This window comes from Rhizobium esperanzae, from assembly GCF_014197615.1.
In the GTDB taxonomy this organism is placed as follows: domain Bacteria; phylum Pseudomonadota; class Alphaproteobacteria; order Rhizobiales; family Rhizobiaceae; genus Rhizobium; species Rhizobium esperanzae_A.
In genome coordinates this window covers 111,417-137,835 of record NZ_JACIFY010000007.1, presented here as the reverse complement: position 1 = coordinate 137,835, position 26,419 = coordinate 111,417, and the positions used below count along the sequence as shown (strand labels likewise).

28 protein-coding genes are annotated in these 26,419 nt (G+C 59.6%); 14 read left to right on the top strand and 14 right to left on the bottom strand.

Annotated elements, in window-relative coordinates; translation table 11 throughout:
• The first annotated feature begins 739 nt into the window (after window positions 1–739).
• The 3 genes from GGD57_RS11820 to GGD57_RS29160 are packed head-to-tail and all read left to right on the top strand — an operon-like array spanning window position 740 to window position 1,992.
• A complete protein-coding gene (locus GGD57_RS11820; RefSeq protein ID WP_184470029.1) occupies window positions 740–1,378 on the top strand; it encodes an XRE family transcriptional regulator in 639 nt (212 codons plus the stop codon).
• Window positions 1,379–1,858, top strand: coding sequence for an RES family NAD+ phosphorylase (locus tag GGD57_RS11815; RefSeq protein WP_246713609.1), 480 nt, complete (start codon window positions 1,379–1,381; stop codon window positions 1,856–1,858).
• On the top strand, window positions 1,795–1,992 hold the full coding sequence (locus GGD57_RS29160; protein WP_348645967.1) for an RES domain-containing protein: 198 nt from the start codon (window positions 1,795–1,797) through the stop codon (window positions 1,990–1,992). The genes GGD57_RS11815 and GGD57_RS29160 overlap by 64 nt, the downstream gene beginning before the upstream one ends.
• Before the next feature lie 32 nt (window positions 1,993–2,024).
• On the opposite strand, the gene GGD57_RS11810 is transcribed toward GGD57_RS29160, so the two are convergent.
• The 3 genes from GGD57_RS11810 to GGD57_RS11800 form a co-directional block, all read right to left on the bottom strand.
• On the bottom strand, window positions 2,025–2,474 hold the full coding sequence (locus tag GGD57_RS11810; protein WP_432443348.1) for a conjugal transfer protein TraH: 450 nt from the start codon (window positions 2,472–2,474) through the stop codon (window positions 2,025–2,027).
• Between the two features lie 156 nt (window positions 2,475–2,630).
• Complete coding sequence (locus tag GGD57_RS11805) at window positions 2,631–3,176, bottom strand: hypothetical protein (RefSeq protein ID WP_184469854.1); 546 nt, start codon at window positions 3,174–3,176, stop codon at window positions 2,631–2,633.
• A 767-nt stretch (window positions 3,177–3,943) separates the two neighbouring features.
• Complete coding sequence (locus GGD57_RS11800) at window positions 3,944–4,351, bottom strand: transcriptional regulator (RefSeq protein ID WP_184469852.1); 408 nt, start codon at window positions 4,349–4,351, stop codon at window positions 3,944–3,946.
• Window positions 4,352–4,490: 139 nt separating this feature from the next.
• On the opposite strand from GGD57_RS11800, the gene GGD57_RS11795 reads away from it, so the two are divergent.
• Window positions 4,491–4,637 carry a hypothetical protein gene (locus GGD57_RS11795; RefSeq protein ID WP_246713607.1) on the top strand — a complete coding sequence of 49 codons (147 nt, stop codon included), beginning with the start codon at window positions 4,491–4,493 and terminating at the stop codon, window positions 4,635–4,637.
• Window positions 4,628–4,915: a winged helix-turn-helix domain-containing protein gene (locus GGD57_RS11790; RefSeq protein ID WP_184469849.1), complete on the top strand. Its 288-nt coding sequence runs from the start codon at window positions 4,628–4,630 to the stop codon at window positions 4,913–4,915. The genes GGD57_RS11795 and GGD57_RS11790 overlap by 10 nt, the downstream gene beginning before the upstream one ends.
• A 71-nt stretch (window positions 4,916–4,986) precedes the next feature.
• On the opposite strand, the gene GGD57_RS11785 is transcribed toward GGD57_RS11790, so the two are convergent.
• The 9 genes from GGD57_RS11785 to GGD57_RS11745 form a co-directional block, all read right to left on the bottom strand.
• Window positions 4,987–6,240, bottom strand: a complete 1,254-nt coding sequence (locus GGD57_RS11785; protein ID WP_184469848.1) for an ATP-binding protein — start codon at window positions 6,238–6,240, stop codon at window positions 4,987–4,989.
• 504 nt (window positions 6,241–6,744) lie between these two features.
• Window positions 6,745–7,359 carry a nucleotidyltransferase family protein gene (locus GGD57_RS11780; protein WP_184469846.1) on the bottom strand — a complete coding sequence of 205 codons (615 nt, stop codon included), beginning with the start codon at window positions 7,357–7,359 and terminating at the stop codon, window positions 6,745–6,747.
• Window positions 7,352–8,281 carry an XdhC family protein gene (locus GGD57_RS11775; protein ID WP_184469844.1) on the bottom strand — a complete coding sequence of 310 codons (930 nt, stop codon included), beginning with the start codon at window positions 8,279–8,281 and terminating at the stop codon, window positions 7,352–7,354. The genes GGD57_RS11780 and GGD57_RS11775 overlap by 8 nt, the downstream gene beginning before the upstream one ends.
• Window positions 8,282–8,637: 356 nt before the next feature.
• On the bottom strand, window positions 8,638–9,258 hold the full coding sequence (locus tag GGD57_RS11770; RefSeq protein ID WP_184469842.1) for an isochorismatase family protein: 621 nt from the start codon (window positions 9,256–9,258) through the stop codon (window positions 8,638–8,640).
• Between the two features lie 31 nt (window positions 9,259–9,289).
• Window positions 9,290–10,321, bottom strand: coding sequence for a leucyl aminopeptidase (locus GGD57_RS11765; protein ID WP_184469840.1), 1,032 nt, complete (start codon window positions 10,319–10,321; stop codon window positions 9,290–9,292).
• Between the two features lie 13 nt (window positions 10,322–10,334).
• Entirely contained in the window at window positions 10,335–11,132 is a 798-nt protein-coding gene (locus GGD57_RS11760; RefSeq protein WP_184469838.1) for an alpha/beta fold hydrolase, read from the bottom strand.
• A 12-nt stretch (window positions 11,133–11,144) separates the two neighbouring features.
• Window positions 11,145–11,846: a maleate cis-trans isomerase family protein gene (locus GGD57_RS11755; protein ID WP_184470025.1), complete on the bottom strand. Its 702-nt coding sequence runs from the start codon at window positions 11,844–11,846 to the stop codon at window positions 11,145–11,147.
• 161 nt (window positions 11,847–12,007) lie between these two features.
• Window positions 12,008–12,697, bottom strand: coding sequence for a TetR family transcriptional regulator (locus tag GGD57_RS11750; RefSeq protein ID WP_184469836.1), 690 nt, complete (start codon window positions 12,695–12,697; stop codon window positions 12,008–12,010).
• A gap of 75 nt (window positions 12,698–12,772) precedes the next feature.
• A complete protein-coding gene (locus GGD57_RS11745) occupies window positions 12,773–13,408 on the bottom strand; it encodes a MarR family winged helix-turn-helix transcriptional regulator (protein WP_246713606.1) in 636 nt (211 codons plus the stop codon).
• A 59-nt stretch (window positions 13,409–13,467) separates the two neighbouring features.
• On the opposite strand from GGD57_RS11745, the gene GGD57_RS11740 reads away from it, so the two are divergent.
• The 3 genes from GGD57_RS11740 (at window position 13,468) to GGD57_RS11730 (ending at window position 18,614) form a co-directional block, all read left to right on the top strand.
• On the top strand, window positions 13,468–13,956 hold the full coding sequence (locus tag GGD57_RS11740; protein ID WP_184469834.1) for a (2Fe-2S)-binding protein: 489 nt from the start codon (window positions 13,468–13,470) through the stop codon (window positions 13,954–13,956).
• Complete coding sequence (locus GGD57_RS11735) at window positions 13,949–17,359, top strand: molybdopterin cofactor-binding domain-containing protein (protein ID WP_184469832.1); 3,411 nt, start codon at window positions 13,949–13,951, stop codon at window positions 17,357–17,359. The genes GGD57_RS11740 and GGD57_RS11735 overlap by 8 nt, the downstream gene beginning before the upstream one ends.
• Window positions 17,360–17,474: 115 nt before the next feature.
• Complete coding sequence (locus GGD57_RS11730; protein WP_088682706.1) at window positions 17,475–18,614, top strand: FAD-dependent monooxygenase; 1,140 nt, start codon at window positions 17,475–17,477, stop codon at window positions 18,612–18,614.
• A 107-nt stretch (window positions 18,615–18,721) separates the two neighbouring features.
• Here GGD57_RS11730 and GGD57_RS11725 read toward each other — a convergent pair whose 3' ends face one another.
• Window positions 18,722–19,741 (bottom strand): LacI family DNA-binding transcriptional regulator, encoded by a 1,020-nt coding sequence (locus GGD57_RS11725; protein ID WP_088682462.1) that lies wholly within the window; start codon window positions 19,739–19,741, stop codon window positions 18,722–18,724.
• Between the two features lie 198 nt (window positions 19,742–19,939).
• Between GGD57_RS11725 and GGD57_RS11720 the strand changes: the two genes are divergently transcribed.
• The 5 genes from GGD57_RS11720 to GGD57_RS11700 are packed head-to-tail and all read left to right on the top strand — an operon-like array spanning window position 19,940 to window position 24,622.
• On the top strand, window positions 19,940–20,983 hold the full coding sequence (locus GGD57_RS11720) for an ABC transporter substrate-binding protein (RefSeq protein ID WP_184469830.1): 1,044 nt from the start codon (window positions 19,940–19,942) through the stop codon (window positions 20,981–20,983).
• 22 nt (window positions 20,984–21,005) lie between these two features.
• Window positions 21,006–22,055 carry an ABC transporter ATP-binding protein gene (locus tag GGD57_RS11715; RefSeq protein WP_088682464.1) on the top strand — a complete coding sequence of 350 codons (1,050 nt, stop codon included), beginning with the start codon at window positions 21,006–21,008 and terminating at the stop codon, window positions 22,053–22,055.
• Complete coding sequence (locus GGD57_RS11710; RefSeq protein ID WP_088682465.1) at window positions 22,052–22,921, top strand: ABC transporter permease; 870 nt, start codon at window positions 22,052–22,054, stop codon at window positions 22,919–22,921. Before GGD57_RS11715 ends, GGD57_RS11710 begins: the two co-directional genes overlap by 4 nt.
• The gene (locus GGD57_RS11705) at window positions 22,914–23,729 is read left to right on the top strand and encodes an ABC transporter permease (protein ID WP_184469828.1); all 816 of its coding nucleotides are present in this window, start codon (window positions 22,914–22,916) and stop codon (window positions 23,727–23,729) included. Before GGD57_RS11710 ends, GGD57_RS11705 begins: the two co-directional genes overlap by 8 nt.
• Window positions 23,726–24,622 (top strand): 5'-methylthioadenosine phosphorylase, encoded by an 897-nt coding sequence (locus GGD57_RS11700; RefSeq protein ID WP_184469826.1) that lies wholly within the window; start codon window positions 23,726–23,728, stop codon window positions 24,620–24,622. Before GGD57_RS11705 ends, GGD57_RS11700 begins: the two co-directional genes overlap by 4 nt.
• A gap of 330 nt (window positions 24,623–24,952) precedes the next feature.
• Here GGD57_RS11700 and GGD57_RS11695 read toward each other — a convergent pair whose 3' ends face one another.
• Complete coding sequence (locus GGD57_RS11695; RefSeq protein ID WP_088682468.1) at window positions 24,953–25,765, bottom strand: oxidoreductase; 813 nt, start codon at window positions 25,763–25,765, stop codon at window positions 24,953–24,955.
• Window positions 25,766–26,092: 327 nt separating this feature from the next.
• On the opposite strand from GGD57_RS11695, the gene GGD57_RS29460 reads away from it, so the two are divergent.
• The gene (locus tag GGD57_RS29460) at window positions 26,093–26,362 is read left to right on the top strand and encodes a PaaI family thioesterase (RefSeq protein ID WP_348645966.1); all 270 of its coding nucleotides are present in this window, start codon (window positions 26,093–26,095) and stop codon (window positions 26,360–26,362) included.
• Window positions 26,363–26,419 lie beyond the last annotated feature (57 nt).

Sequence of the window (26,419 nt, the reverse complement as noted above, 5' to 3'; positions counted from 1 at the left end):
TCATTTCCGCTGGCGGACGGAACTCATCTCTCATTTCTCCGGCCCGCCAGATGAACCATGCGGTGTCTTCGTCCGCCTGCAACCGCGACTGATCCGGCAATAGATCGGTGTCGATCTCCACGATCACCAGGTCTTCAGACGCTTCCTTGCGGGAAGACTGGGCGAAATACATTGCGTAGGCGTTTGTAAGATACACGCGCTCGCCTGAAGAGGTGGCCCGCCAGTTCGATGCTCCATCACCTCGTGGCAGAAGACCGTTTTCGAGAATGGATTCGAGATGTCTTGAAGAGGTGCCGTGGTGAAGCCGCATGGTCAAACTCAATCTGGCGGGAGTGGCCCGTGGCCGAGTATCGCAGCCGATTACGGGCAAGCAACGTTCACGCAACGCAAACCCGAACCCTTTTCCTTGCGAGCAACTGCATTCATTCTAAAGAGCCGCGTAAACCATCCAGAACATTGAGTGTAACGTTATAACAAATTCTCACTTGAGTTGTCCCGGTACCGGGCAACTGAAGTGTCAGCGATTCAATCGGGTGCTCCGCGTGCCAAAAGTTGAAATGTCTTTACGAACTTGACGAACTTATCCATCTTTGCCATATGAGTACTTCTGTATGGAGGAAATGTTATGGCATCTCCCAAGGCAAAACCCAGCATCAAAGACGGCTCGGCCCGCAGGGATGGACCAGATAGGTCCATGGCTATTTTCCTGGCGACAGGCGCCGGCGCGCTGCCGGAAGGCATGAGCGGCTTCAAAATCAAAGTTCCGGATAGTGCGACTAAAGTCCTGTCCGACAAGCCGAAGCGCGTGCAGGCACTGCTGCAGCAATATGGTCAGGCGATTTCAAGGAGCCGAACCGCCGGCAGACGTGTGAGCTTCCGCGTCGACGTCGATCCAGAAGGCGAGATGGTCGTAACCCCGGTCGAAGACGACGCATTGGCCGCCCCTGCGCTGTCTGAGGAGGACAGCGCCGCAGATGCTGGCCTTGAGCAAGCTCTTGCAGCAGCCCGGGCACGCGGACGCTCGAAAGCAGCAGAAATCCTCGGGGGCGCCGATATGCTCAGCGCTGACGACTTTGCTCGCCTGCTCGGCACGACGCGGGTGACAGTCAATACCAAGCGGCAAAGCGGTCAGGTGCTCGGACTAGACGGCGCCAAGCGTGGGTATCGCTTCCCCGATTGGCAGCTCGATTCCGATGGCAAGCCATTTGCTGCGCTCCCTATCCTTCACGAGAGGCTTGGTGGAGCCTGGGCAGTCTATCGCTTCCTGGTCCAGTCGCATGGTGAACTGGATGGTCTGACGGGTCGTGAAGCTCTGGAGCGTGGGCGAACTGAACAGGCGATCGCGGCAGCGGAAAGCGTTGGGCGAGATTTCCGGTAAATGGGAAATGCACTACCGCCCACGGGCTTCGAAACAGCAAGCCTGCATCTACATGTCGTTGCGCCCGGCGCACGGTTCGGCCGCATCTACCTCGGTAGATACCCTGATCCGCCCGGCTACGGAAAGACACCGAGCCGCTTCAGCGACCCGCGGCGCCGAAAGCCCGCCAATCGCTTTGGCGTGCTCTATATGGGCGACACCGTCAAAGTCTGCTTTCTCGAAGCTTTGCTGAGGGATCAGCGCGACGGGTTGATCGGTGACCTGCCAATTGCCGAGTCAGAGTTGCGTGACCGGCAGTTTGCGCAGATCGAGGTGATCAAGCCACTGACGATGGTTGATCTGCGCGACGACGGCGCGATCAAGATGGGTGTGCCGACGGATGTGGCAAAATCCTCCAAGCAATCCCTTGCTCGCGAGTGGGCTGTCGCATCCATGAACATCGCGATCAGGCCGACGGCATCATTTATCCCTCGAGGCTAAACGAACACACTAATCTTGCAGTGTTCGATCGATCCATCGGCAAGCTGAAGGCTGTCGGCGCGACAAGGCTGATACAAGCGCCGGGTCTCGCGAATGTGCTCGATGACCTGAAGGTTGCGATTATCGATCCCTGATCCGGCTCCGCGTTTCAGCGTTGCTAGATAAGTCATTTCTGCCCGCCGATCCTCGACAGATCGATCCTGATGCCCGCCGCTCCGATGTCGTTTGGGTTTGAGGGCTCGGCCTCTTTTTCAACCGGCGCGGCATCAGCAGCCTCCGCCTCCGCCTCCACCGCCTTCGCCTTGTCGCTCGTTTCCGTGATAGCACCACGGGGATCCTGAGCTTGAAACACGCCCTGGCCCTCGAACCTGTTCCAGACATAGACCGCATCGTCGAAGATTTGCGGAAAGACCTCTGTGCTCGTGGGGTTGCCGTAGCATTTTCTTACGACCCGAAGGATCTTCGCGAACATCGCAGATCCCTTGCGGAGGTTCTCGCAGGGCTCGACCAGATCTGAACTCATCTCGGAGGTATCCTTCACGCCGACACCGGCCGGAAACTGATTCAACCCCACCCGGACCACCGCCTGGCCGACATACTCCCGAACGATGCCCATGGTCTCGTCAGGGGTTTTCGGCTTGGGAATGAGGATGAGGCGGCCGCCCGTTCAGACACAGCGGTTCGACGAAGCAATTAGGCTATCGCACCACCGAAAATGTTTCCAAACAATGAGCTAGTCAAAACGCGTCAACCCGAGGATATGCTGGCGGATTCACTCAGTGCCGAAGCGGCGCAACATCATTCGAAGCTGCAGATTCTGTTGGCGAAGCCGATCAGCCAAAAGCGTCTTCAATCGACGATTTTCGGCTTCGAGAGCGGGCAATTCATCAATGGGAGCTTCGCTCGGAGCCAAGGGGGAGGTTACTGAGATCCCAAGCTTATCGCCGGCTTTAGGCATAATTGGCGACTGACGGCCTATCAATCCCGATCGACGCGGCTTTCTTTTCGCGACGGCGGCAAGATCTGACCGCTCTTCTGCTGTAGAAACGGAAACCCAGACGATGGCATCGGAAGTCCGGGCCACCGGCGCGAGAACCGACTCTGCGACTGGCGCATTTTCTACAGCAGGCGCGACGATAATGTCTTCGACCGTTGGTTCAGCTTGCTGCCCGTCCTCGAACAGCTGCGGCGCCACGCTGGCTGCCTGACGGGCAAATGCCTTCAGATCTGTGCTGCCCCAGATGGATTCCTGCCGGACTGCCGATCGGCGGCCCTTCGACTTGATCTCGACAACGAAATTTCTCTGCGGGGTCTTCATGTCATTCCAATCATAACAGCCTGTCCGGCCGGCTATCGAATATCAAAGCGCTCGAGCATCTTTTTCAATTGAGCGTTCTGCAGCTTCAGCTTGAGCGCCAGGCCAGCCTTCAGCGCCGCGATTTCTTCGTCGAGAGCCACAACTTCCTCAAGAAATGTCAGAGGCTGCGGCGGAGGAGATACGGCCCGTGAGCCTTCGCTCGGCTTAGACCGAGACTGCGTCACGACTTGAACCGGACCGGGCTTTATACGCTTCGAGCGATTTTTGCTAGGGCTCGACCGTGCTTCAACCTCGCCAAGGTTTGGCGGTGTTATTGCCACCGGGATTGGATCTGGTCGCTCGATCGCGACGTCCGGCTCAACTACGTCAACCGCTGGTTCCGACGGTAAACGGGAGGTGACTTCGCTCGCTTCGACTACGGCACCGACCACCGATGATGACGTAGCCGGCGAAGCGGCGGCGCTGTCTGTCGTTCCGAGTAGATGACCAGTCGGCTCCGCTATCGTTACCGACAGCGCCGGCGCTACGTCCTGATCACCCGCCTGGTCCTCGGCCGGTTTCTCCGGAGCGGGGGGAACCAACGGTGACACTTGCGTTTTAGGGCGCGACGTCAGGTCCGCGAGAAATCGCCATGGTGACTTCATAGTCCTTTACCCCCTGACTGAATGCGCAATAGCGCTGCGAGATCCTTGCAGATCCCGCTTGCCAAATTTCTTGGATCGGTATGCTTGTCGCTGTCAAAAGGCAGAACGACAGCACTGTTCGCGTCAGACGCGATCGAGCCGTTTGCGCAAATCGGCGTTTTCGTTGCGGAGCTTTTCCGCAAGCAACTTGCGAAGGCGCTGGTTTTCTTCTTCCAGCTTGATCAGATCTTCAATCTCATCAAGCGCTGCGACAGCGGCCGTTTGAGGCTGAACAGCCTTGGGCGTGCGCTTGGCTCTGGGGGCTTTGGCTGCAACCTCGGGCTTTGCAGCGACCGCTTTGGCCTTCCTGCCACGGCCGCTGGCAGCCTTTACGGACTCAGCCGGTGCAGCGGCGGCTTGCGACGGGACGACCGCCGGCGCGGCAACGCCCTTCTTCTGGCGAGGTGCGCGCGTTTTCTTCAAAGCGGGTGTCTCCACCGGCGCCGCTACGCCCACGGCAACAGCGGGGGCGGTGATATTCTCTTCAGCCATCGATCATCTCCTTTACAGCCGGTTACTTTTTCGGCCGGGCGAGATATTCTGTCAACAGGCGCTTGCGCGGGCCTTTCATTGCTTTGGTCCGCGTGTCCGCGGACTATTGGGGGATATCAACAGCGACGTAAATGCTCGAATGGCTCAGATTCTACTGCCTTTTCTTCTGATCGCATTGGTGGCAACGATACCGGTGGACGCCGAGCGGTTCGTCGGCCGTGCGTCGGTTATCGATGGCGACACGATCGAGATTGCCGCCCAGCGAATCCAGGCTGAATGGCGTTGATGCACCGGAGAACTGGCACGTGTGTCAGGGCGCCGCCCGCTGTCGTCGTCGGGGGAAAGAGAATAACGCTCGCGCCTATAGAGGCGAGAATCCTTAGGTTCTTGCTGGAAAGGCAATGGCAAATCACGACTCGCGAGCAACTCATTAAGGCCGTCTGGCCAAATCCGCACGCGGTAGGGAGTCGGACGGTCGACGTGCATATCGGTCGGCTGCGAAAAGCGTTTGCTGGCTTCGCAAATCTGCAAGTCCGCACTGTGTACGGCGCAGGTTACGCTTGAATATCACGAGTCTTGAAGGCTCATCTCCTGCAGTCCGATCCACTGACCGCGCGACGCTGCTGGCTCGCGGCTCACATTGTCCATAGAAGAGATAGCGGGGCGGCCTGGAGCTTTTCTCCAAATGGCGTTACTCGGTCGTGATCGTGTAAGACGAGCCCGCGCACGAAACGATCGCCGACCGCCTCTTGTAACTGGCGCAACCCGCGAAAGTCGTCAGACTTCACCGTTGCCGACGCCTTTACTTCTATCCCAACAACCCGGCCACGCCGATCCTCGATGATGACATCGACTTCATCCTGGTCTCTCGTCCGGTAGTGGGAGAAGGAAAAGCGCCGGTCTGACCATGACGTCAACTTCAAAAGTTCTGAAACCACGAAGCTTTCAAGCAAGGCACCAAAACGACTTTTATCATCGCGCAAAACATCCGCTTCATCCTCTCGCAAAGTGGCAAGCAAGCCTGTGTCCAGAAAGTGAAGCTTCGGTGTCTTGACGAGCCGGCTCAAGCGGTTGTTGGACCACGGGACAAGTGTCCTGATCAGAAAGAGGCGCTCGAGGATAGCAACGTATTTCTGTGCGGTGATGCTAGACAATCCGAGTGCTGCGCCGAAACTGCTATGATTGACCAATTGTCCGGCGTGCTCCCCCAGGACATCGAGCAGCCGTGGAAGCCGGTCCAACTGATCGATGTTGGCGATATCACGCACGTCGCGATCAAGGATCAATTTCACATAATCTTCCAGCCAAGCAGTCCGCCGGCCGGGCGTCGGCCGACGCAAGGCTTCTGGGTAACCGCCCTGCAGCACTGTCGCCATCAGGTCGTCACCAACCACCGTGTCTTCCCCTGTGGAAGGCTCCTCGCCGGCAAACAGCCGATCCAGCAGGCGACCGGGAGTGGACCGGATTTCAGATTGGGCAAATGGCAATAATGGGACAACGGCCGTACGACCGGCGAGCGAGTCTGCAATCGCCGGAACGGTGGCCAGATGGGCTGAGCCCGTGAGCAAGAACCGTCCGGGCTCGTCATCGCGGTCAACGCTTTCCTTGATCGCCAGTATCAGTTCGGGCGCTCGTTGCACCTCGTCGATCACGGCCCGTTTGATACCTCGAATAAACCCGATCGGATCGGTCCTGGCTGCATTCAGCGTACCGACATCGTCGAGGGTGATAAACGGACGATCGGAGCCAGAAACCTGTCGCGCAAGGGTCGTCTTTCCGGCTTGCCGCGGGCCGGCTATGAGCACGACGCGTGTGTCAGCCAGCGCAGTTTCGACGATCGGTCGGGCTTTGCGTTCAATCAGCTTTTTCGGCGGCGGCGAATCTGTCATCGGCTATCATTGACCGAGTCTTCGGCTAATTTAAAGTACACGCTCGGCAAATTTAAATTCACGGTACGGCTAACTAATAGCGGGGACAGCTTAGTCAGTGGCGCCCCTGTCAAATTACAGGGGTTGCCGGCGCGGACCCGCTCGACCGTCGACGTCCAGAAGCCCAAGGCGCTCTCGGGCAGCACGATAGTGAGGCTGCCACCAGCGCTCAGGTAGTTTCAAGATCGGTCCAGAAGGCGGCGGACCAGAGCCAAAGGCCTGCCAAGGCGATTCTGTAGCCGGCCACATGCGGGTAAACGAGGCCCATGAGGTCGCCTGGTCGAGTTATGTTATAGCATATCGCACAAAAGGTATTTATGGAACTTCACTTTTCAAGTCATATCCTGCAGCTTTGAAGTTGCTTGCGCATTGGGCTGGCGTGAGACGGCGAGGCCTACCGCATCCCACAAACATCGACCTTTCGCCTGGTCACCTCAAGAGCGATTCCTCGATCACAGGATCTGCCTAATTCTTCATCTCGCCGCCGGTGGCCAATATATCCTCAGTCGTATCGACGTCGAGGCTAGCTGCATCGCCAACATCAACGCCGAGCACCGGCAGGCCCGACATCTTGATGATATCGCGCGCGCCGACATCGCCTTCAAGCCTTAGGATCACGTGATTGAGAGAGCGTGGCAGGACGACGGGGTTGCCGGGTTTGCCGCATGAAACGGCGCGGGCGATGGCTTTGCCGCCCGAGTTGCGAAATGCGGAAATCAGAACATTCAGGTGCGCGATGGAAATGCCGGGCATGTCGGCCAGCATGACGAGAATGCCGTCGGCGTCGTCGGCGCGCTTTGATGACAGTCCTGCTATCAGCGAACTCGCCATGCCGTCTTCGTAGTCGGGATTGTCGACGAGAGTGACTGGAAGCCCAGCGAGTGCGGCCTCGATCTCACGCCTGCGATGGCCTGTAACCACAATAACGCAGGCTGCATCCGACCCCAGCGCGGTCAATGCACAGCGCCGCACCAGCGGCACGCCATCGAACTCGGCCAGTAGCTTGTGCCTACCGCTCTCACCCATCCGGCTTGCCTTGCCGGCAGCGAGAATGACGATCGCGACTGACGCCTTAAGCATAAGCCATCAGTCTTGCCGCAGCGACATCCGCCAGAACCGACAGGGCGAGCGAGGTTGAATCCCGGGTCGGACCGAAAATCCCGATGGGCGCCTTGATACGATCGATCTCGTCGCGTCTGAAACCCATGGCTGCCAACCGCTCGACACGTCGGCGATGCGTCCGGGTGCTGCCGAGCGCGCCGATATAAAACCCTGGCGAGACAAGCGCGGTCTCGAGAATGGCGGCCTCGGCTTCGAGATCATGATGCAGGAGCACAACGGCCGTGAAGGGATCGATGGCACCGGCCGCCGCCCTGCCCTCCACGCCTTGCCCGCGGATGACCACCTCGTAGCCGGAAGCCTCGGCCAGTCGTGCGACGGCCTGCACTTCGATCGTCTGTCCGGAAATGACGACGCGAGTGCAGGGACGGTAGACGCTGACGAAATCTCGCTCCAGCCAGCTGGCCCGTGGCGGAGGGTCTGCCGGTTGCACCGTCTGCCGCTCTGGTGAATAGGCCAAGCCGCCTTCCTGCCTCTGTCCGAGACGATCCAGAGCATCCTGAATAGCTCCGGCATCTTTCAGTACATGGATTGCGACGGTGATTCCGCCGCCACAGGGAAGGACGATGTCGAAGAAGGGAGAGCCGTCGCCAAACTTCACCATGCGGTCGCGTCCTTCCGTCATCGCCAGAAGCGCTTCGGAAGCGACGGCAGCTTCGACGCATCCACCGGAGACATAACCGCAGAAACGGCCATCGGCCGCGACAACCACGTGGGAGCCGAGCGTGCGGGCCGCCCCGCCGCGGATGTCGACGAGGGTGGCGAGCGCCGCCGCTCCGCGACCGTGGGCGTCTAGCGCGAAACGAAGCAGTGCCGCAGGGTCGTCGGTGGCTGAAACCCTGAAGGGAATTGGCGCCGCGATGGTCGCGAGTGTCTGATCCATGAGACATCCTTGGGAAAGCAACGGCGGTCCGGCTTTAAGACTGCCCGTAATACAAGGTGTTTTAGTTCAACGGAAGCACAATGCCGCCCCTTCGCTGCCTTTCCAGAGCAACAAGCTTAGATCACCGCAATCGCCTTCTTAGCCCCCATCTCAATTCTGTCGCTTCCAACGTCCGCGTAAGTCTCGCTCGAAGCGCCCGCAGCGGCTAAGCGACGCGAGATTGATGCCCTCATGTCGATCAAGATAATCGGAGCGAATCGGTTGCTGGCACCAAAGGCGCCGCCGGGCTGTCCTGTTTGAGGGCAGCTTGACCTGGGAGCCCGCTTATAGGGCACAGTGACGGGCAGCATCAGTGATCAGAGGGAAACCAACCAACGCTCTATATCGTCAGCGTCCGTGACGTCTGCATACTTCTGATGCATATCGTAAAGATTGGCTTCATGCGGCGCCCGGGCGCGGTCCGCGCAGCAGTCGGCTGGCACCAGAACATTGAAGCCTGACTGGACCGCATCCACGACGGTTGCTCGCACGCATCCGGAAGTGGTCGCGCCGGCGACCACCAGCGTATCGACGCCGGCGCCGGTGAGAAGCGCGGCTAAAGGCGTTCCATGGAATGCGGATGCGCCCGTCTTGGTGATCACAGGGTCACCGGGCTGAATACCGGTGGCCGCATCGATCTCCACAAGCCGGCTGCCCTCGATCAGGGCCGCCATGCCGGTTGCCTTACGAAGCCATGGCAGCATCGTCACCTCGCCTCGATGATAGGCTATGGTGGTGTATACCACCGGAATGTCTTTCGCCCTGGCAAGATCGGTGAGACGCCGCGTTGCGGCGATCTCGGCCTTCATGTCTGCGGCTGTAGGGTAGATCGTGTCGGTGAACCCGTAGGTGAAATCAACGACGACGATTCCCGGGCGAATGCCACGCGGGACGGGCTGCCCGAACCCGGCGGTCTTGTAGATTTCCTGCTGCGACATGTGCCGTCCCCTCACGCTGGAAAGAGTGCTATCAGGCGCGCTCCATCTGAATTTCCTTCACGACAATGTCGCCGTCGATGACGACTGGCTCGTCGTCGAGGAACAGCGAGCACCCGCGCATGGGAATATCGAGGTGGCAGGCCGTATCGTTGGGGCCGCCGAGCTCGTTGTTGGGGCCGGTGGAGAACATGACGTTGCCATAAAAGCTGCGCGGTTCCATGCCCATGCCGCCCGGGAAGGCGCCCGGCACCAGGTTGTGCCATTTCGCATGCGGGTTCATGCCCCAGCCGACATGGCTCATGCCCATGCCGCGCGGATCGTTGAACGCCGCCATGTACGATTTCACCAGTTCCGCATCGAGCCCGCCGCGGATGTCGGTCACCCAGCCCTTTTCGATGGTATAGATGATCGGTTCGCGCACATATATGTTTTGGGGCAGCAGGATGTCACCGTTTGCCACCACGATCTGACCGTCGACGCCATCGTCGTCGCCTCCAGTGAAGACGAAGCCGGACGGCCAGTGGTCCCAGCGTCCCGGCTCGTCGGTGCAGGCATATTCGGTTACCGTCGGATAGGTATTGAGCTTGTAGCTGACATCGGTTCCGTGCGGCGAGGTGATGCGCATGACCTTGGCCTTGGCGAGCATTTCACCGGCGATTTCGACCTTCTCGCGGATCTCCTTTGTCGGCAGCATGCGAGCCAGCAGCTCCGGCGGTTCTACGGCGGTCAGGATGCGCGTACCGGCCGCCTGGATCGCCATCTGCTCCGGCGAAAACAATAGGAAGATGCAGTCGATCAGCATATCGCAGGCCTTTAGCGCCTCGACCGCATCGGGCATGGCGGCAAGGCCGGTGACGCCGACATTCCAGCCGCCGACCGGCAGGGGTGCGGGCAGACGCATGTGATACATGCTTGCGCCGAGGCGCTGGCCCGCCGCCATGAAGGCGTCGGCATAGTCCAGGCGATCACTGCCCTGGGTGAGCACGATCAGTTTTTCGCCTTCGCGCACACCAGACATCTTCAGCTGATGCAGGCAGATTTCGGTGAAGCTCGCATGGTCCATGGCTGGGTCCTTTTCAATTCGTCGTGCGGTCGGGCTGGAAGTCGAGGATGGCGGTGAGGAACCCCTCGAGGTCGTCCCAAGGGATCATGTGACCGGCCTTTTCGACGATGCGCACGTCGATACCGGGCTTCAGTTGCCGGATTTCGTTGATGTCGGCCGCGCCGATCACGGTGGCGCCACCGGCAACGACCAGCCGGGCCGGCGCGGTGATCTCGGCAAGGTCGGCATGAATGTTGTCGGTGTGGAAACCATCATAGGCGGTGCGGATCGCATCGAGCTGACACGTGTGCAGCCATTCGGCACGCAGGGCATTCTGCTCATCCGTCCAGCTCGGGCAAAAACTGCGCATGTCTTGTCCCGAACAGCCTTTCTGCGCCATCAGGATGGAGTCCTCATACCAGCTCCAGGCTGAGGGATAGGCACGCCGCCCTGGGCCCGAGACCGGAGGATCGGCGAGTATCAGCCCCGAAAATGCATCTGGAGCCTGGCGGGCCGCGCGGATGGCCGTGCGCGCGCCCATGGAATGACCAAGGACGATCGGGCTGCCGATCCCTGCCGTCGTCGCCAATGCCACGAGGTCTGCTGCCATGGCATCCAGCGAATAATCAAGATTGCCCGCCTCACTCAGTCCGCGACCGCGCACGTCAAGTACATGCACATCGAAGACCGCCGCCAATCTCTCGGCCACAAAACCCCAGGTGATGGCGGGCGACGTAATGCCGGGAACCAGCAACATGGTCGGCCCCTGCCCCGGGAAATGGAGGAGATGCTGGCGTATTCCATTTGCCTGAACATGATATCCCTTTGCCATCTATCGCCCTCCTCAATAGGCGCCGGACAGCAGCCTGCCGCCGCCTGGGACCCGCGTATTGAGATCGAGAGCTCGCAGCATCTGCCAGGTGGTGGCAATGGCCGCCGTCAGGACCGGCTTGCCCGTGATCGCTTCGGCCATGGAAACGGCCGGCAGTGATGGCATCTGGACACAGGCCGAAAGGACAACGACATCCACGTCGTCGGTATTCATGCTCTTGACGATCTCCGGCAGGTTCATCGGGTCATGGGCGGCCACAGCCAGATTGTCCGGAATTTCCAGCGCGCGCCAGTCCGAGACTTCCATCCCTTCATTACGAATGTAGGAAACGACCAATTCCGTCAGCGGCTTCATGTAGGGTGCGACCAGCGCGATGCGCTTGGCGCCGAGCGCCTTTAGACCGTCTACGAGCGCTCCGGCAGACGTCACCACAGGCGCCGGATTGCCGTTGGCGACCGTGATGCCATGCAGGCGCGCTTGGCTTTGGCGATGATATCCGAGCCCCATAGCCATGATTGCGACCAGACAGGCGTAACCCATCACGTCGACCCGGCCATCGGAAAGTTCCAGCGCGCAACGGTCGCTGTCAGCATCCATGGCGGCCAGCTCTTCCTTCGTCACGTGCTTCATCCTCATGCGGGACGAATGAAAGGTGAAGCGTTCGGGAGCGACCATCTCGCGTGCGCGCAACAGTGCCGGGATTTCCGTTTCCATCGTAACGTTCGAGCTCGGGACGATCTGTCCGATCCGATAGGTTCTCATACAGGGCTCCCTCGATCTGATGGAGGGATGTTAATTATTCATTTGAATAATAACAAGCACAAATTTTCGGCCGGCTCAGAAATTGAGCAGAGACTGGCATGTTCCTGTGTCGTCTAGGCGGGCGCGCGCAGCCCAGCGGCAAGGAAGCGGACGAGTTGGTCGAGCATTTCGTCCTTGCCGAAGGACGTCAGATGGCCTTCGGTTAGATCGCCGATGCGCCCCAAGTCGTTGAGCATGAAAAGATATGCTCCGACAAGAAAGGCCATACGCACGCTGATGATATCTTTCGGCACCTGCGGCAGAACCTGTGAAAGTGCTGATATATAGCGCTTGACCGAAGCGTCGTAGACTTCCCTTCGAAGGCGCAGCGCATGCTCCTCGGGCTCAGCATGCAAACGCGCCTGCATCGCCACGAAGGCGGCGCCATTGGGGCTCGAATATTTCATGTCCCACTGTGGTTTAAGGTAGGCATAAACAAGATCCTCGACGGATGGGTTTTCGCTGATCTCCAAAAGCCGGTCGAGGTTGACGTGCCTATGTCCCGCCAGAAGTCCGCCGCGCCGCCTGAAGCATTCATCGAAGAGGTCGGCCTTCGAGCCGAAATAATACCGGATCAGCGCCTGGTTGACACCCGCAAGGGAAGCGATTTCCCGTAGATTGGCACCTTCGAAGCCTGCTACCGCGAACGCCAATTCGGCATGATCCAAAATGCTGTCACGCAGATCCGAGGCATTGCCGAAGGTATCGGCTCTCGGAGGTCGCCCCGGACTGCGGTTTTTTGCTTTGAGCTTTTGCTCGACCACGCGATCGTCCTCGTCAGGGCCCTGCGCCCATTTCACTGGGTATGTTCAGGTTGTTTATTATCCAACTGTATAATTTCAAATCAGCCTTTTCAGCAGTTGCAGAAGTTGGTCCCTTTCCGTCGATGTCAATCGAGCAAGCGTGGCCTCGCTGCTGCCTATTACGTCCGGCAGCACCGCATCGAGAAGGTGGCAGCCTGTGTCGGTAATGAAGAGCGTGTAGCGTCTGCGATCTTCGCCGTCCTTCTCCACATGGATCAGATCTCTGGCCAACAGGCGCGAGACGACGCCCTTCGTGGTTGCGGCATCCATCCCGACAAGACGACCGAGAGCGTTTTGCGAAAGCGGTTCCGAGGCCTCACGCAGCCGGTAAAGCGTAGAGAATTGCGTCGGCGTCAATCCCCCCGTCATGCGTTCCATGAACAAGGCCATATGCCTCTGATAGGCGAGACGCAGCAAAAAGCCGACCTGCTCGTCAAGGACGTAACTTTCGTTTGGGTCGGTCATCGGCGATTTCCAGCTTCTGAAGGAAGTAGGTCGAACTGCAACATCCCAATGCCTGGCGTCAAGTCGGAATTCCGCATCCGCCTTGATGATGCGGCGCCTCGATTGGCGACGGCAGACGCGTGCGGAGCTGCTTAAATATCGGCCAAACGCTCTTACCGCCTGCTGGTTGGGCAAAAAAGCTCGCAGGCAGCAGAAATTCATTTGCATACAAACGATGTTTCTGCTGAATTCCGGGTAAGGGTCGAAAATAGAGCCCGAGGGAACCGATGACGAATACCTTCGAACTGACGGTGAACGGGACCGCACACCTGCTTCAGCATCCCGGGGAACGAACCCTTCTCGACATCTTGAGGGATGAGCTCGGCCTGAAGGGGGCAAAGTATGGCTGCGGCAAGGCGCAATGCGGCGCCTGCACCGTGCTCATCGATGGCTCGCCGGCACGGGCTTGCGTGCTGCGGGCAAAACGTGCCTTTGGTCGCGTCATTACCACGCTCGAAGGCCTAGCCGATCCCGTTACCGGAGTTCTTTGTCCGGTCCAGCAGGCCTTTCTGGAGTGCGAAGGCGCGCAATGCGGCTACTGTCTGAACGGAATGGTTATGACTGCCGCCGCTCTCCTGCAAAATAACCCGTCGCCGACGCGGGACGATATTCGCTTGGCTTTGCGCCACAATCTTTGCCGTTGCGGAACGCATCTGGAGATCATCGCTTCCGTCGAACGCGCCGCCGAACTGATGCGTGGAGCCCGGAATGACTGACAGCATTCTCCCCGGCAGCCTGTCCATCCATGACGAATTATCTTCCGGCCCGGCCGTCTTCCTGAGGATGGACGAGCGTGGTGTTGCCACTGGTTTCAACGGCCATGTGGATCTCGGCACCGGCATCGACACTGCGCTCTCCCAGATCGTCGCGGAGGAACTGGACCTACCGTTGAGTGCGGTGCGTATGGTGCTTGGAGATACGGCTTCAACCCCCGACCAGGGGCCGACGATCGCCTCCGAAACGATCCAGATCGCCGCCATTCCGCTGCGCCTGGCAGCAGCACAGGCCCGCCTCTTCCTGGCGGCGGAGGCTGCCCGTCGCTTCAATGCCCCAATAGACGGCATCGTGATCGAGGCAGGCCGCCTCAGCTGGCAAGGCAAGTCTTGTGGTTATGGTGACCTGATTGCGGGGCAGGATGTCGCACTCGAGCTTGACCGGGCAACTCCGGTCAAGCCTCCGGCGAACTATCGCATCGTCGGCCGCAAGACCGGACGCCGTGATCTTTCGGACAAGCTGCGCGGGACACATCCCTACATTCATGATGTGGAGATTGCGGGTATGGTGCATGGCCATGTCATCCGGCCGCCTTATGCCGGACGCGACAGTGGAGCCTTCGTCGGCCACAGCCTCATGGGTTACGACGAGGCCGCGGTTCAAAACTTTCCCGGTTTTATCGCGGTCGTTCGCCACGGTGATTTCCTTGGCGTTGTGGCGGAACATGCCGATCAGGCCCAGGCAATCGCCGAGGCTTTGCCGGTGCATTGGCATCTGCCGCCCGAAATCCCTGACATGGCCGATTTGCGCCAGACGCTGACGGACCATCCCTCCACGCCGCGCAGCCTTGATCGTGCCGGTAATTTTGCCCGGGCTATTGCGGAATCCGACGTGGCCCGGCAGCGCACCTATGTCTGGCCCTATCACGAACACGGCTCCATCGGCCCGTCCTGCGCCATCGCCGACTGGAACGGCGGCACGCCTCTCGTCTGGTCGGGCACGCAGAATCCGCATATGCTGCGTGGTGATCTGGCCGTCCTTGTCGGAGTGCAGCCTGAGCAGATCGAGATCCGCCGCTATCAGGCCGCCGGCTGCTATGGCCGCAATTGCGCCGACGATGTTTGCGGCGACGCGTTGCTTCTGTCGCACGCCACGGGGCGGCCAGTCAGGGTCCAGCTCACCCGCGCACAGGAGCATCTTTGGGAGCCCAAAGGGGCCGCGCAACTCATGGAGGTGCACGGCGGACTTAAGGCCGGCGCGCTGCACGCCTATGCCATCGACACCTGGTATCCATCCAACCGTGGGCCGAACCTGTCGCTGCTGCTGACGGGCCGGATCAGTTCGGAGGCGCGGCCTTCCGACATGGGCGACCGCACTATTATACCGCCTTATCGGGTGCCTCATAGGCGCATCACGGTGCATGACATGGCGCCGATCGTGCGGGCTGCATGGATGCGCGGTGTTTCCGCCCTGCCCAACACCTTTGCCCATGAGAGCTTCATGGACGAGATGGCGTACGAGGCGGGCGAGGATCCGGTTGCCTTCCGGCTCCGTCATCTCGACGACCCGCGGCAGGCTGATCTTGTCTGCCGCACGGCAGAACAGGCCGGATGGGCCGAGCGTGTCGGTCCGCGCCTGCGTCGGGAGGGCCGTATGGCCTTCGGTCAGGGCTTTGCCTTCGCCACCTATGTCCATGGCACTTTCCCCGGCACGGCGGCGGCCTCCGCCGCCTGGGTGGTGGATGTCGCCGTGGATACTGAAACCGGTGACGTCACGCTCACTCGCATCTTCATCGGCCAGGATCAGGGCCTCGTCATCAATCCGGACGGCGTGCGCCAGCAGATCCATGGCAACGCCATTCAGACGGCGAGCCGAGTGCTGCTCGAGGAAGTCACCTTCAACGAAATTTCTCCTACACCGCGAAGCTGGGCGACCTATCCGATCCAGACTTTTCCTGCTGTGCCCGAGATCGAGACCATGCTGATCGAGCGGCCGGACGATCCTCCGCTCGGCGTTGGCGAAAGCGCGGCGGTGCCAAGTGCGGCGGCCATCGCCAATGCTATTTTCGACGCGACCGGCGTGCGCATGCGGGAAGTGCCGTTTACACCGGAGAAAATTCGCGCGGCGCTGACAGCTACCGGGATCATGCCCGCCCTCGCCGCCGCGGAGGCTCGCCCGCCCAGGAGCCGTAGCCCGCCGCGCAAGAAACTGCTCGGGCTTGGCGCCGTCATCGGTGGCATGCTTACGATGGGTACTATTGCCCTGCCGCTCAACCGGCCCGTTGCCCCTTCCGCTGCGCCTGCGTCCGGCATGTTCTCGAAGGAGACACTCGAACGTGGCCGGCAGGTGTTTGCCCTCGGTAACTGCGCCACATGTCACACCGCTGACGGTGGGTTGCTCAATGCGGGTGGACGTCCAATGGTCACCCCCTTCGGCACGGTCTATTCCACCAATATTACCCCCGAGCCGGAAACAGGTCTTGGCCGCTGGAGTTTCGAGGCGTTCGAGCGCGCGATGCGTCATGGGATCAGCCGCGACGGCCATAACCTCTACCCCGCCTTCCCCTACACCTCCTTTGCCAAGATCGGCAGCGAGGACATGCTCTCGCTTTACGCCTACATCCAGACGCTGACGCCCGTGCGCCAGGAACCACCACCGTCACGGATGATCGCGCCGACTAACCTGCGCCCGGCCCTCGCCGCCTGGAACTGGCTCTATCATGACGCCGCGCCCTTCACACCCGATCCGGACCGCAGCGAGATATGGAACCGTGGCAAGTATCTGGTCGAGGCGGCGGGCCACTGTTCCGCCTGCCATGCCCCCCGCAATATTGCCGGGGCGGAACTGCCCGAGCTGACCGGAGCCATGATCAAAGGCTGGTACGCCCCTGCCCTTGCCGGTCCGCAAGTCGCCACCCGTGGCTGGAACGAGGAGACGTTCTTTTCCTATCTACGCCGTGGGCATTCCGAGGCAGCGACTGCATCAGGCCCGATGGCGGAAGTCGCCGCCAGCCTTACCGCCCTGCCCGATAGTGATATCCGCGCAATGGCCACGTATTTGGCCTCATTGACTGGCGTTGATACCGCGACCGCCGTGTCCGCTCCTGAGGCCAAACTTGCACCCTCACGAGCCAGCCGGATCTACGAAAGCGCCTGCGCCGTCTGCCATGAGCCCGCGCTTGCCGGGACAGTCACGGCGGCTCTTGCGCCGATTAGCCGGTCGGCTGCACTACGCGCGCCCGTGCCCGATGCCCTCTTCTCTGTTCTGGACGAAGGCCTGAAGGCGCCGGACGGGCTGGATCTGCGTGACATGCCGTCCTTCCACGGTGAATTCACAGACGTGGAACGGCAAGCCCTCGCTCGCTATCTGCGGCAGCGCTTCGCCCCCGACTTGCCACCCTGGTAATGCCGGAAGCCCGTGATTACGCACGGTCTACTTCCGGCGACGACAACGACCGGTTCGCATTCACTTGATTGTTGACCAACAATATGCCTGAGAGAAGAAGGATCAACCCATGAGCATGAACATTGAGAAGGTCGAGATCGCAGTTATTGGAGCGGGCCTTGGCGGCGCTGCGGCAGCAGCTCTGCTCGCCGGCGCCGGGTTCTCCGTGCATAGCTTCGAACAGGCCCCGGCCTTCACGCGTCTCGGCGCCGGCATTCACATTGGCCCGAACGTGATGAAAATCTTCCGCCGCATCGGCATTGAAAAGAAGCTGGAGGAGATCGGCTCACATCCGGATTTCTGGTTCTCTCGGGATGGCGTAACTGGCGACTATCTCTCGCGCATTCCTCTCGGCGATTATGGCCGCAAGGAATACGGCGCCTCCTACATCACCATCCACCGCGGCGACATGCATGCCGTACAGATAGACGCGCTGCCGCAGGACCGGGTCCATTTCGGCCACCGCCTGACAGGCATCGAAGAGCGGGAGACCGACGTGCTGCTCACATTCGAGAATGGCCGGCAAGTTGCCGCCGGTCTTGTCGTCGGTGCCGACGGTATCAATTCTATGATCCGCGACATGCTGCTCGGGCCGGAAAAACCCCGCTTCTCCGGCTGGATTGGCCATCGCGCTCTCGTCAACATGGATAAGCTGCGTGGTTCCGGTCTCGAGTTCGAAGCCTGCGTCAAGTGGTGGTGGGAAGCCTCCCGCCACATGATGGCCTATGCCACCAAGGGCAATGGCAGCGAATATTATTATGTCACCGGTGTGCCGGTGGACAGCTGGGAGCATGAAACCAGTTTCGTCGACAGTTCCCGAGAGGAGATGGAAGCGATATTCGGAGGTTCCCATCCGATGGTGCAGGCACTGGTCGACGCCACCGAAACCGTCACAAAATGGCCTTTCTGGAACCGCGACCCCTTAAACCTTTGGAGCCGTGGTCGCCTTGTCATGCTGGGCGACGCATGCCACCCCATGCGTCCACATATGGCGCAGGGCGCCTGTATGGCCATCGAGGACGCAGCGATCTTGGTGCGATGCCTCGAAGAAAGCGGCATGGCTGACTATAGGGACGCCTTCTCGCTTTATGAGGCTACACGGCGTGAACGGGCCACCACGGTCCAGACCATATCCAACGCCAACACGTGGCTGAAGCAACCGGAAGATCCCGCTTGGGTCTATGCCTACGACCCGCTGACCGCTGCCCTCGGCTGAACCATTGTCCGATCGAAGTTCAGCAGAAAAGGGCTCAGCATCGGCCTGCCGGAAATAACCCGGCGGGCCGCGCGGCTGTGTTGTTATTCGCAGCGATGGCACGAGCGTCAGGCGTTTTCGATAAACTCGACTTTTCCATCCACGACCAACTGCACATGAGGGGCGTCCGGCCGCTCGATCTGACGCACAAGCCCTTCGACCAGGCTGCGTCCGACGGCTACCATATCCACGGTATGGGCGATGAGCGGGACAGAGAGGTAGCGACACATATGCGTGTTGTCGCGAGCGACGATGTGAAAATCGCGGCCAACAGTCAGGCCCTTTCGGCGCGCGGCACTTAGCGCTCCGAGAAGGCCGAGTTCGTTGGCGCAGATTAAGCCTGTCGGCGGCTCCGGAAGCTCTAGCAAGCGCGCTACCCAGCGTTCACTCGCCTCCATGGTAAAATCCTCGTGCCCGATCAGCTGAGGATCTATCGAAAGCCCCGCTCCGCTGACAGCCTTGGCATAACCGGTCATCCGCACGGTGCTGGACTGATCCTCTCGGGTGAGCAGTTGAAGTGCAATGCGCAGGCACCCTCGTTCGAGAAGCATGTTGGCTGCCTGGAAGGCTATACCCTCGTTATCGACATCCACAAAGGCGTAGTCGAGCGCCCTGCCGCTTCGGCCGAAGGCGATGAACGGAATGCTGCGATCCAGGAGAAACGGTATGCGCGGATCTTCCGAGAGCATTCGGGTAATCACGATTCCATCAGCGCCGCCGGCATAGATCAGCCGACTGAGATTCTCCTGCGGATCTTCTTCTGGTGTGGTGGAGTATATTGAGAGGCTATACCCGTGTTCCCGAGCGGCGACCGTCAGCCCTTCGATCAGGGGCAGTTTCACAATGTCGGACAGGTAGTCCCGCGTCTCCATCGGCAGTATGGCTGTGAGCGCTCGTGTGAGACCTGTGCGCAAGGCCCTGCCATGGAAGTTCGGGACATAGCCCGTAGCGCTGGCGGCCGCCTTTACACGCTTTATGGTATCGGGATGAACCTCCGGCCCATCTTTCAATGCCCTGGAAACTGTTGTCACCGAAAGACCAAGCTCTGTCGCGATCTGCCTCAGATTGGGTCTCGAATTCACTGCCATCGCGTCTGTCAATCTTCCGTGGTTCGCTTCTTCAATACACTGCCCTTTCCGCCGGAAGATTGGAAGTGGGCCGGTTGAAGAACGAGATTCCGCTTGACGAAAGCGTCGACATCCAGCAATCGTAACGTTACGATTTCTAAAAAACGGGGCGTTAGACCTAAAGAATCGTCATTCAGAGGTGAACAAAGGAGATATCGAATGTTTCGTATGCTGCGCCTATCCGTGGCCGCTATTGCCATGATCGCCGCCAGCCCGCTGGCTGCACAGACACTGACCATCACAACTGCCGGCGGCGACTATGGTGCCGCCATGAAGCAGGCCATGTGGGAACCTGCCGCCCACGAACTTGGCTTTGACGTGCGTGAAGAAACCCAGAGCGATGGCTTTGCAGCACTCAAGATGCAGGTCACTTCAGGTGCAGTCACGACCGACGTTATCCACCTCGGGTCGCCGGAAGGTGCGCAGGCTGCCGCTCAAGGACTTTTGGAGCCACTGGATTATTCCGTCATCGATGGCAAATCACTGCCAGCAGGCGCGCAATCGGAATACTGCTATCCCTTCAGTTCCTACGGCACTGTGATGGCGTGGAACACAAAGACCATCGGCAAGAATCCGCCGAAGACCTGGGCCGAGTTCTGGGACGTCAAGACATTTCCCGGAACCCGCGCGCTGCGAGCCAATGCGCAGGATCTCATAGAAATAGCACTTCTCTCGCAGGGTGTCGCACCGGGCGACGTCTACAACGTCTTGAGCGCATCAGGTGGGCTGGAGCGCGCCATCGCCCGGCTCGAAGAGCTGAAGCCGAATGTTGCGATCTGGTGGACGTCGGGTGCGCAATCGGCCCAGATCCTGAAGGACGGCGAAGCCGACCTGGTCGTCACTTGGAATGGTCGCGCCCAAAGCGTCAAGACTGACGGTGGTGCTGCCGACTACAGTTTCAAGGGCTCAGTCATTGGTACGGACTGCCTTGCCGTTCCGAAGGGCGCGGCAAACAAGGATGCCGCCATGAAGCTCATTGCGGCGATGACGAAGCCAGAAAGAGGCGCGAAGCTGACGGACTTCATCGCTTATGGACCGGTCAACCCCAAGGCCTATGAGGGTGGATTGATCCCGCCGGAACGCATGCAACTCCTTGCAACCGCTCCCGGCAATGTCGAAACCTCGGTTTTTTCGAAAGCCGACTGGTGGCAGAAAAATGGTGAAGCCGCCCAGGTCGCCTTCGACGAAATGATGAACCGTTGACGGACAGGGAGCTGGTATCAAGATGGCCATAACCTCGCTTCCAATAACCATCGACACCGTAAGGAAAGTCTTCGGTTCCTACGTGGCGCTCAACGATGTTTCGCTGGAGATTGCAGCTGGCGAATTCCTCACGCTGCTTGGTCCGTCAGGATCGGGCAAGACAACGCTGTTGATGGCACTTGCTGGGTTTGTCCGTCCAGATAGCGGCTTCCTTACCATCGGCGGCCGGGATGTCACCCGGCTGTCCCCGGAAAAAAGGGAAATCGGGATTGTCTTCCAGAATTACGCGCTCTTCCCGCATATGAGCGTGCTCGCCAATGTGCAGTATCCATTGATGCTGCGCCGGGTGCCAAAGGCCGAGGCTCGAGCGCGCGCGATGGGGGCCCTGGCAAGGGTCGAGCTATCAGGTTACGGCGACCGCAACATCGTCGCCTTGTCGGGCGGCCAGCGGCAGCGCGTTGCACTGGCGCGGGCCATCGTATTCGAACCGCGTGTCATGCTCATGGATGAGCCTCTCTCCGCGCTGGACAAGAACCTGCGTGAACACATGCAGTTCGAAATCCGACGTCTGCACGACGATCTCGGTATCACGACGATCTATGTGACACATGATCAGAGAGAGGCGCTGACGATGTCCGACCGAATTGCAGTCATGGATGCCGGCCGGATCCAGCAGATTGGCGCGCCCTCCGAAATCTATCACCATCCCACCAACCGCTTCGTGGCGGAATTCATGGGTGAAGCCAACATTCTTCCCGCAGCAAGTCTGACGGGGTTCAACGGATCAACGCAGGACCCCCGGGGATTTGCGATGATCAGGGCAGAAAGTTTCCATCTCGACGCCGCCGATGCCGGACCTGACGCCGTGGCGATCACCGGCAGCCTCTGCGCCAAGGCTTTCCGTGGCGAGAACTGGCTTCTCAACGTGGAAAACGAGACCGGCGTCTTGGTCACATTGAGCGTGCCGGCAACCCGCGCTGTCGGCTGCGCCGAGCTCAGGACCGGTCAGGCGATAACCGCTTATGCGGCGGCCGCGAACGTACACAGATTGCCCGAGGGAGCCGGGAGATGAACGCTGCAAGCCTTTTGCAGGATGCCCGGCGCGAACGTCGCTTTTTTTTGTCGCTTGCCGTGCCGGCCTTGGTGCTTGTCGGTCTCGCGGCTATCCTGCCGGTGATGTGGATCCTGCGCCAATCGTTCCTGACTATCGCGGGCGACCTGTCGACCGCTAATTACGAAAAGATCCTCTCGAGCGGCCTCACCTGGTCCGCGGTTGGCACCACCCTCGCCCTGTCCGGCGCGACGTTGCTCATCTGCATGGTCCTCGGCATTCCTTTGGCATTGACGTTGGCCAGCACCAGCACGCGCATAGCGAACAGGGTCCTGATCCTGATCATGCTGCCGCTTTGGACGTCCATCCTGGTGCGTACCTATGGCTGGCTGGTACTTCTGCGCCGTGATGGTCTCGTCAATTCCACCTTGCAGAGCCTCGGCCTTACGGATACGCCTCTGCCGCTGGCCTACAATTTCACCGGCACACTGATCGGCATGGTTCACTACATGCTGCCGCTCTTCGTTCTGCCCATCTATGCCGCGATGCGCGATATCGACAATAATGTGATCCGCGCTGCCGCCAGCATGGGGGCGAGCCTCTGGCACTGCGTGCGGACCGTCATCCTGCCGCTTTCGGCTGGCGGAATCCTGTCTGGCTCAACCATCGTGTTCATCTACACGCTTGGTTTCTTTATCACGCCTGCCATTCTTGGGGGCGGCAAGGTCAACCCGATCTCCGTCCGCATCGATCGTACTCTCTCTACATTTCAGGACTGGGGTTCGGCCAGCGCGCTTGGCGTCCTGCTCCTGGTCCTAGTGCTGGTAACTGGTGGCATGCTGTTCGGCCTCCGCTGGTTTCTGATGAAGGGGGCACGCCATGCTTGACGCCTATTACGGCAGCCGGCTGACCAAGGCGGTCCTTTGGATCTTCTCCGCACTCATTCTCATCTTTCTGATGCTGCCCACCCTAATCGTGGTGCCACTGTCCTTTTCGGCCTCCGACCTTCTGGAGTTTCCCCCGAGGGCCTGGTCGCTACGCTGGTACGAGGCTTTCTTCTCGTCGGCCGTGTGGATGGCCGCGTTGAGAACCAGCATGCTTCTGGGTATGCTGACGGCGGTAATAGCGGTGCCGGTCAGCTTTCTGGCATGTTTTGCTATCAACAGGCTCGGCCGACCAAGCGCGAGAGCGATCTACGGTTTTCTCCTGTCCCCGTCGGTGACGCCCGGCATCCTTCTGGCAATCGGGCTCTTTTTTATCCTCGCAAAGCTAGGACTCGTAGGCACCCTTACTGGAGTTCTTGTGGGGCATGTGGTCCTGGCAATTCCGGTGGCTGTGATCGTGCTCTACCCCGCCATCGATCGGTTCGACTGGGCTCAGGCCCAAGCGGCCCGCAGCCTTGGTGCGGGCTGGTTCCGCACCATGGGAGGCATCATACTTCCCCAGTTGGGCCTCAGCTTAGCGACCGCCGCATTGATGGCGTTCCTGACATCCCTTGATGAGGCGGTCATCTCGATCTTTGTCGCCAACGGCCCAAGCAGCACCTTGCCGAAACTCATGTTCATGTCCCTCCGGGATCAGATCGACCCCACCATTGCCGCCATCTCAACCTTTTGGACTGTCCTGGTCTCCGTCGTGCTTCTGTTTTTTAACCTGCGCGAACGGGGCTCGGATGCCGTGAAAGATAATTCATGACTAATCTTGCAATCACTCCCGTCATTCCGAAGACCGAGCTGGCGATCATCACCGGTTCAGCCAATTGGGGCCTTGCCTTCCCCGAGGATGTCGCCATGCAGGGGGTCCGCGTGCTCGCACGCGACCTGTCTTTCGATACCCCTTACGGTGTGTCGGAAAACTGGAAACTGCTGGAATTCGACGCAAGCATCGTGCCGGATCGACACAGCAAACGCGCGCTCTGCATGTATTCCCATGGCAATCCCCGAGATCATATAGACCACGCCTGTCATCGACGCGCTTTCTGGGTTCTCATGGAATCTGGCGTTCGTCACGTGTTGGCCTGCTCGACCCTTGGCGCAGTCAACAAGGCCATTCAGCCGGGTGATATGGTGATCAATGCCGACATCCTCGAGCTGACCCAGACCCCGTACTCGCTTCTTCCGGGGCGGCAACGTTTCGATTGTTCCGGCAAACAGATCGTCTGCCCGAATTGCGCCGCCGTCCTGGCAGATACGGCCCGCCGCCTCTGGCCGTCATCCTGCCGGGTCCATGGGATCGAACACGGGTTAGTTGCGGCGCACGCCTACGGTCCACGCCTGACGACTCCCGCCGAGGCGCTGGCTTTTCGCTCGATGGGCGCAGATGTGATCAACCATTCGATAGCGCCCGAAGCGACGCTCTCGCGCGAGATAGGCGCGTGCTTCGTGCCATGCGCATTCGTCACTGCGGGATTTAATGACTATATGGATCGGAGCCGTGGCACGTTGCTTCAGGAGGGCGTGCTGCCCAGCTTGTCCGTGCTCGCCTCGCGCGTCGCCCTTGAAACGGCAGCACGACTGCCCTCAGGCGCATCATGTGGCTGCCAGGAGTTGAAGTCGCCCCAGCCGGAAGAGCGCTATGCTCGCTTCTGAATGATGCTTAAAAGTGTTGGGTTAGCACGACGATATCAACACTTTTCCGCGTCTTTCATGCCCTTCGACAGTCGCCTGCGCGCACTTGAGAAATAAGCGCCGGCCCCGTCGATCCCAGCGACTGCCAAGCGACATCGCTCGCTTGAGTTGCTCCAAGCCCTGAGGGGATCGAACCGCGGATCCGTGGTGCCGTCCTGGCGGCCTTCTGCGTTTCGGTGATTCCGGACAGATTGCCGCCCATCAGGAGATGGGCGGCCGAGTCGCAGGGATAGTGGGGGATATACGACTCGTTTCCGTACACCGGCTATTTGGCATCGCCGGACAGAAGGATTAACTCTTACGGAAACCGAACGTCTTTCGCAGACTTCCGTCGAATCCCTTTGCTGGCACAAACCTGCGCAGACGACTCAAGAGCGTTGCTTGGCCCCCGACGGGCTGGCGCATTTTATACGGGCTCTTAAGGGCGACGAGGATCTTTTCTGCAACCAACGTTGGGGCGGGCGCAGATTTAATCTGCGCCAGAACAGTCTTGATTGTCGCTTCGGCCTGATCGGCATAGACACCCAAAGGCGCTTCCGTATTCGTGGCATTCACATCGAGATTAGTCTTCGTAAACGTCGGTTCCATAAGGATAACCCGGACGTTGAAGTCGCGGATCTCGTGGTCGAGAGATTCGGACATGCCCTCAAGGGCGTGTTTGGTGCTGGCATAGATTCCCATGAACGGCGCCGGCAGGAAGCCCAGAACCGAGCTGATATTTATGATCAGTCCGCTGCGTGCACTCCGCATCGACGGGAGGACCGCCCGGATCATACGAAGGGGGCCGAAGACGTTTACGTCAAAAACCTTCGTTGCTTCGGCGACCGTGGTATTCTCGACCGGGCCGACAAGGGAAACACCGGCATTGTTGATCAAGACGTCGATCTTCCCTGCGTCGGACAGGACCCATTCTACAAAATTCGCAACCGACGCATCGTCCGTCACATCCAGCGCTCCGAATTTCACACCAGCAGTCGGTTTAACCCGTCTTGGGTCGCGCACCCCTCCGAACACACGATAGCCGTTCTGCGCCAGAAGACGGGCTGTAGCTTCACCAATCCCGGAGGACGCCCCTGTTATCACTACTACTTTCTGTTCGGCCACTGCGGGCTCCTCTATTGAAATTTATCGTCTGTTCCAGACCGGTGGCTCGTCAAATGAAATTCACGCGGCGGTGGCATCGAAGCAGATAGATTTCGTTGGAAATCTATCTTGCTATTAGATGTCACCCGTAATATTAAAAATCAAGTAGTATTCGAGCGAAAAGGCTTAAAAATGTCATGAATTTCGCATTTTCGCCGGAAGCCCGAACTTTGATGTAGAGACAGGACATGCACGGGGCAGCCCCCGATTACCGCTACCGATGCATGCGAAGCAACAAACGCTTGCGCCAAGGCGTGGCTCAGTACGCAATCAGAAAACCGTCCACCGATGGTCGAATTACTGCCGTTGTTCCTTCTGTCGCCAAAGAAACGTGCGGTCAAACTCAGGGCTTCTCCCAGGCCCCGCTTCCTCAACACCTTGAACACCGTGCACGGCGGTTGGAGCATGACAATCCTTGACACGTCTATGGCGCTGTCCGCGCATACGATGCTCGATCCTGGAGAATTATGCCCTGCGGTGGAAACATCAGTGAAGTTTGTCCGCCCAATTCTGGGAGATAGCGGAGAACTGCATTGTCGGCCAGGTTATTTCGCCTAGCTGGACCATCATCACGCTGGAAGGCAGAATAGAAACGAAGGAGGGTAAAATTCACGC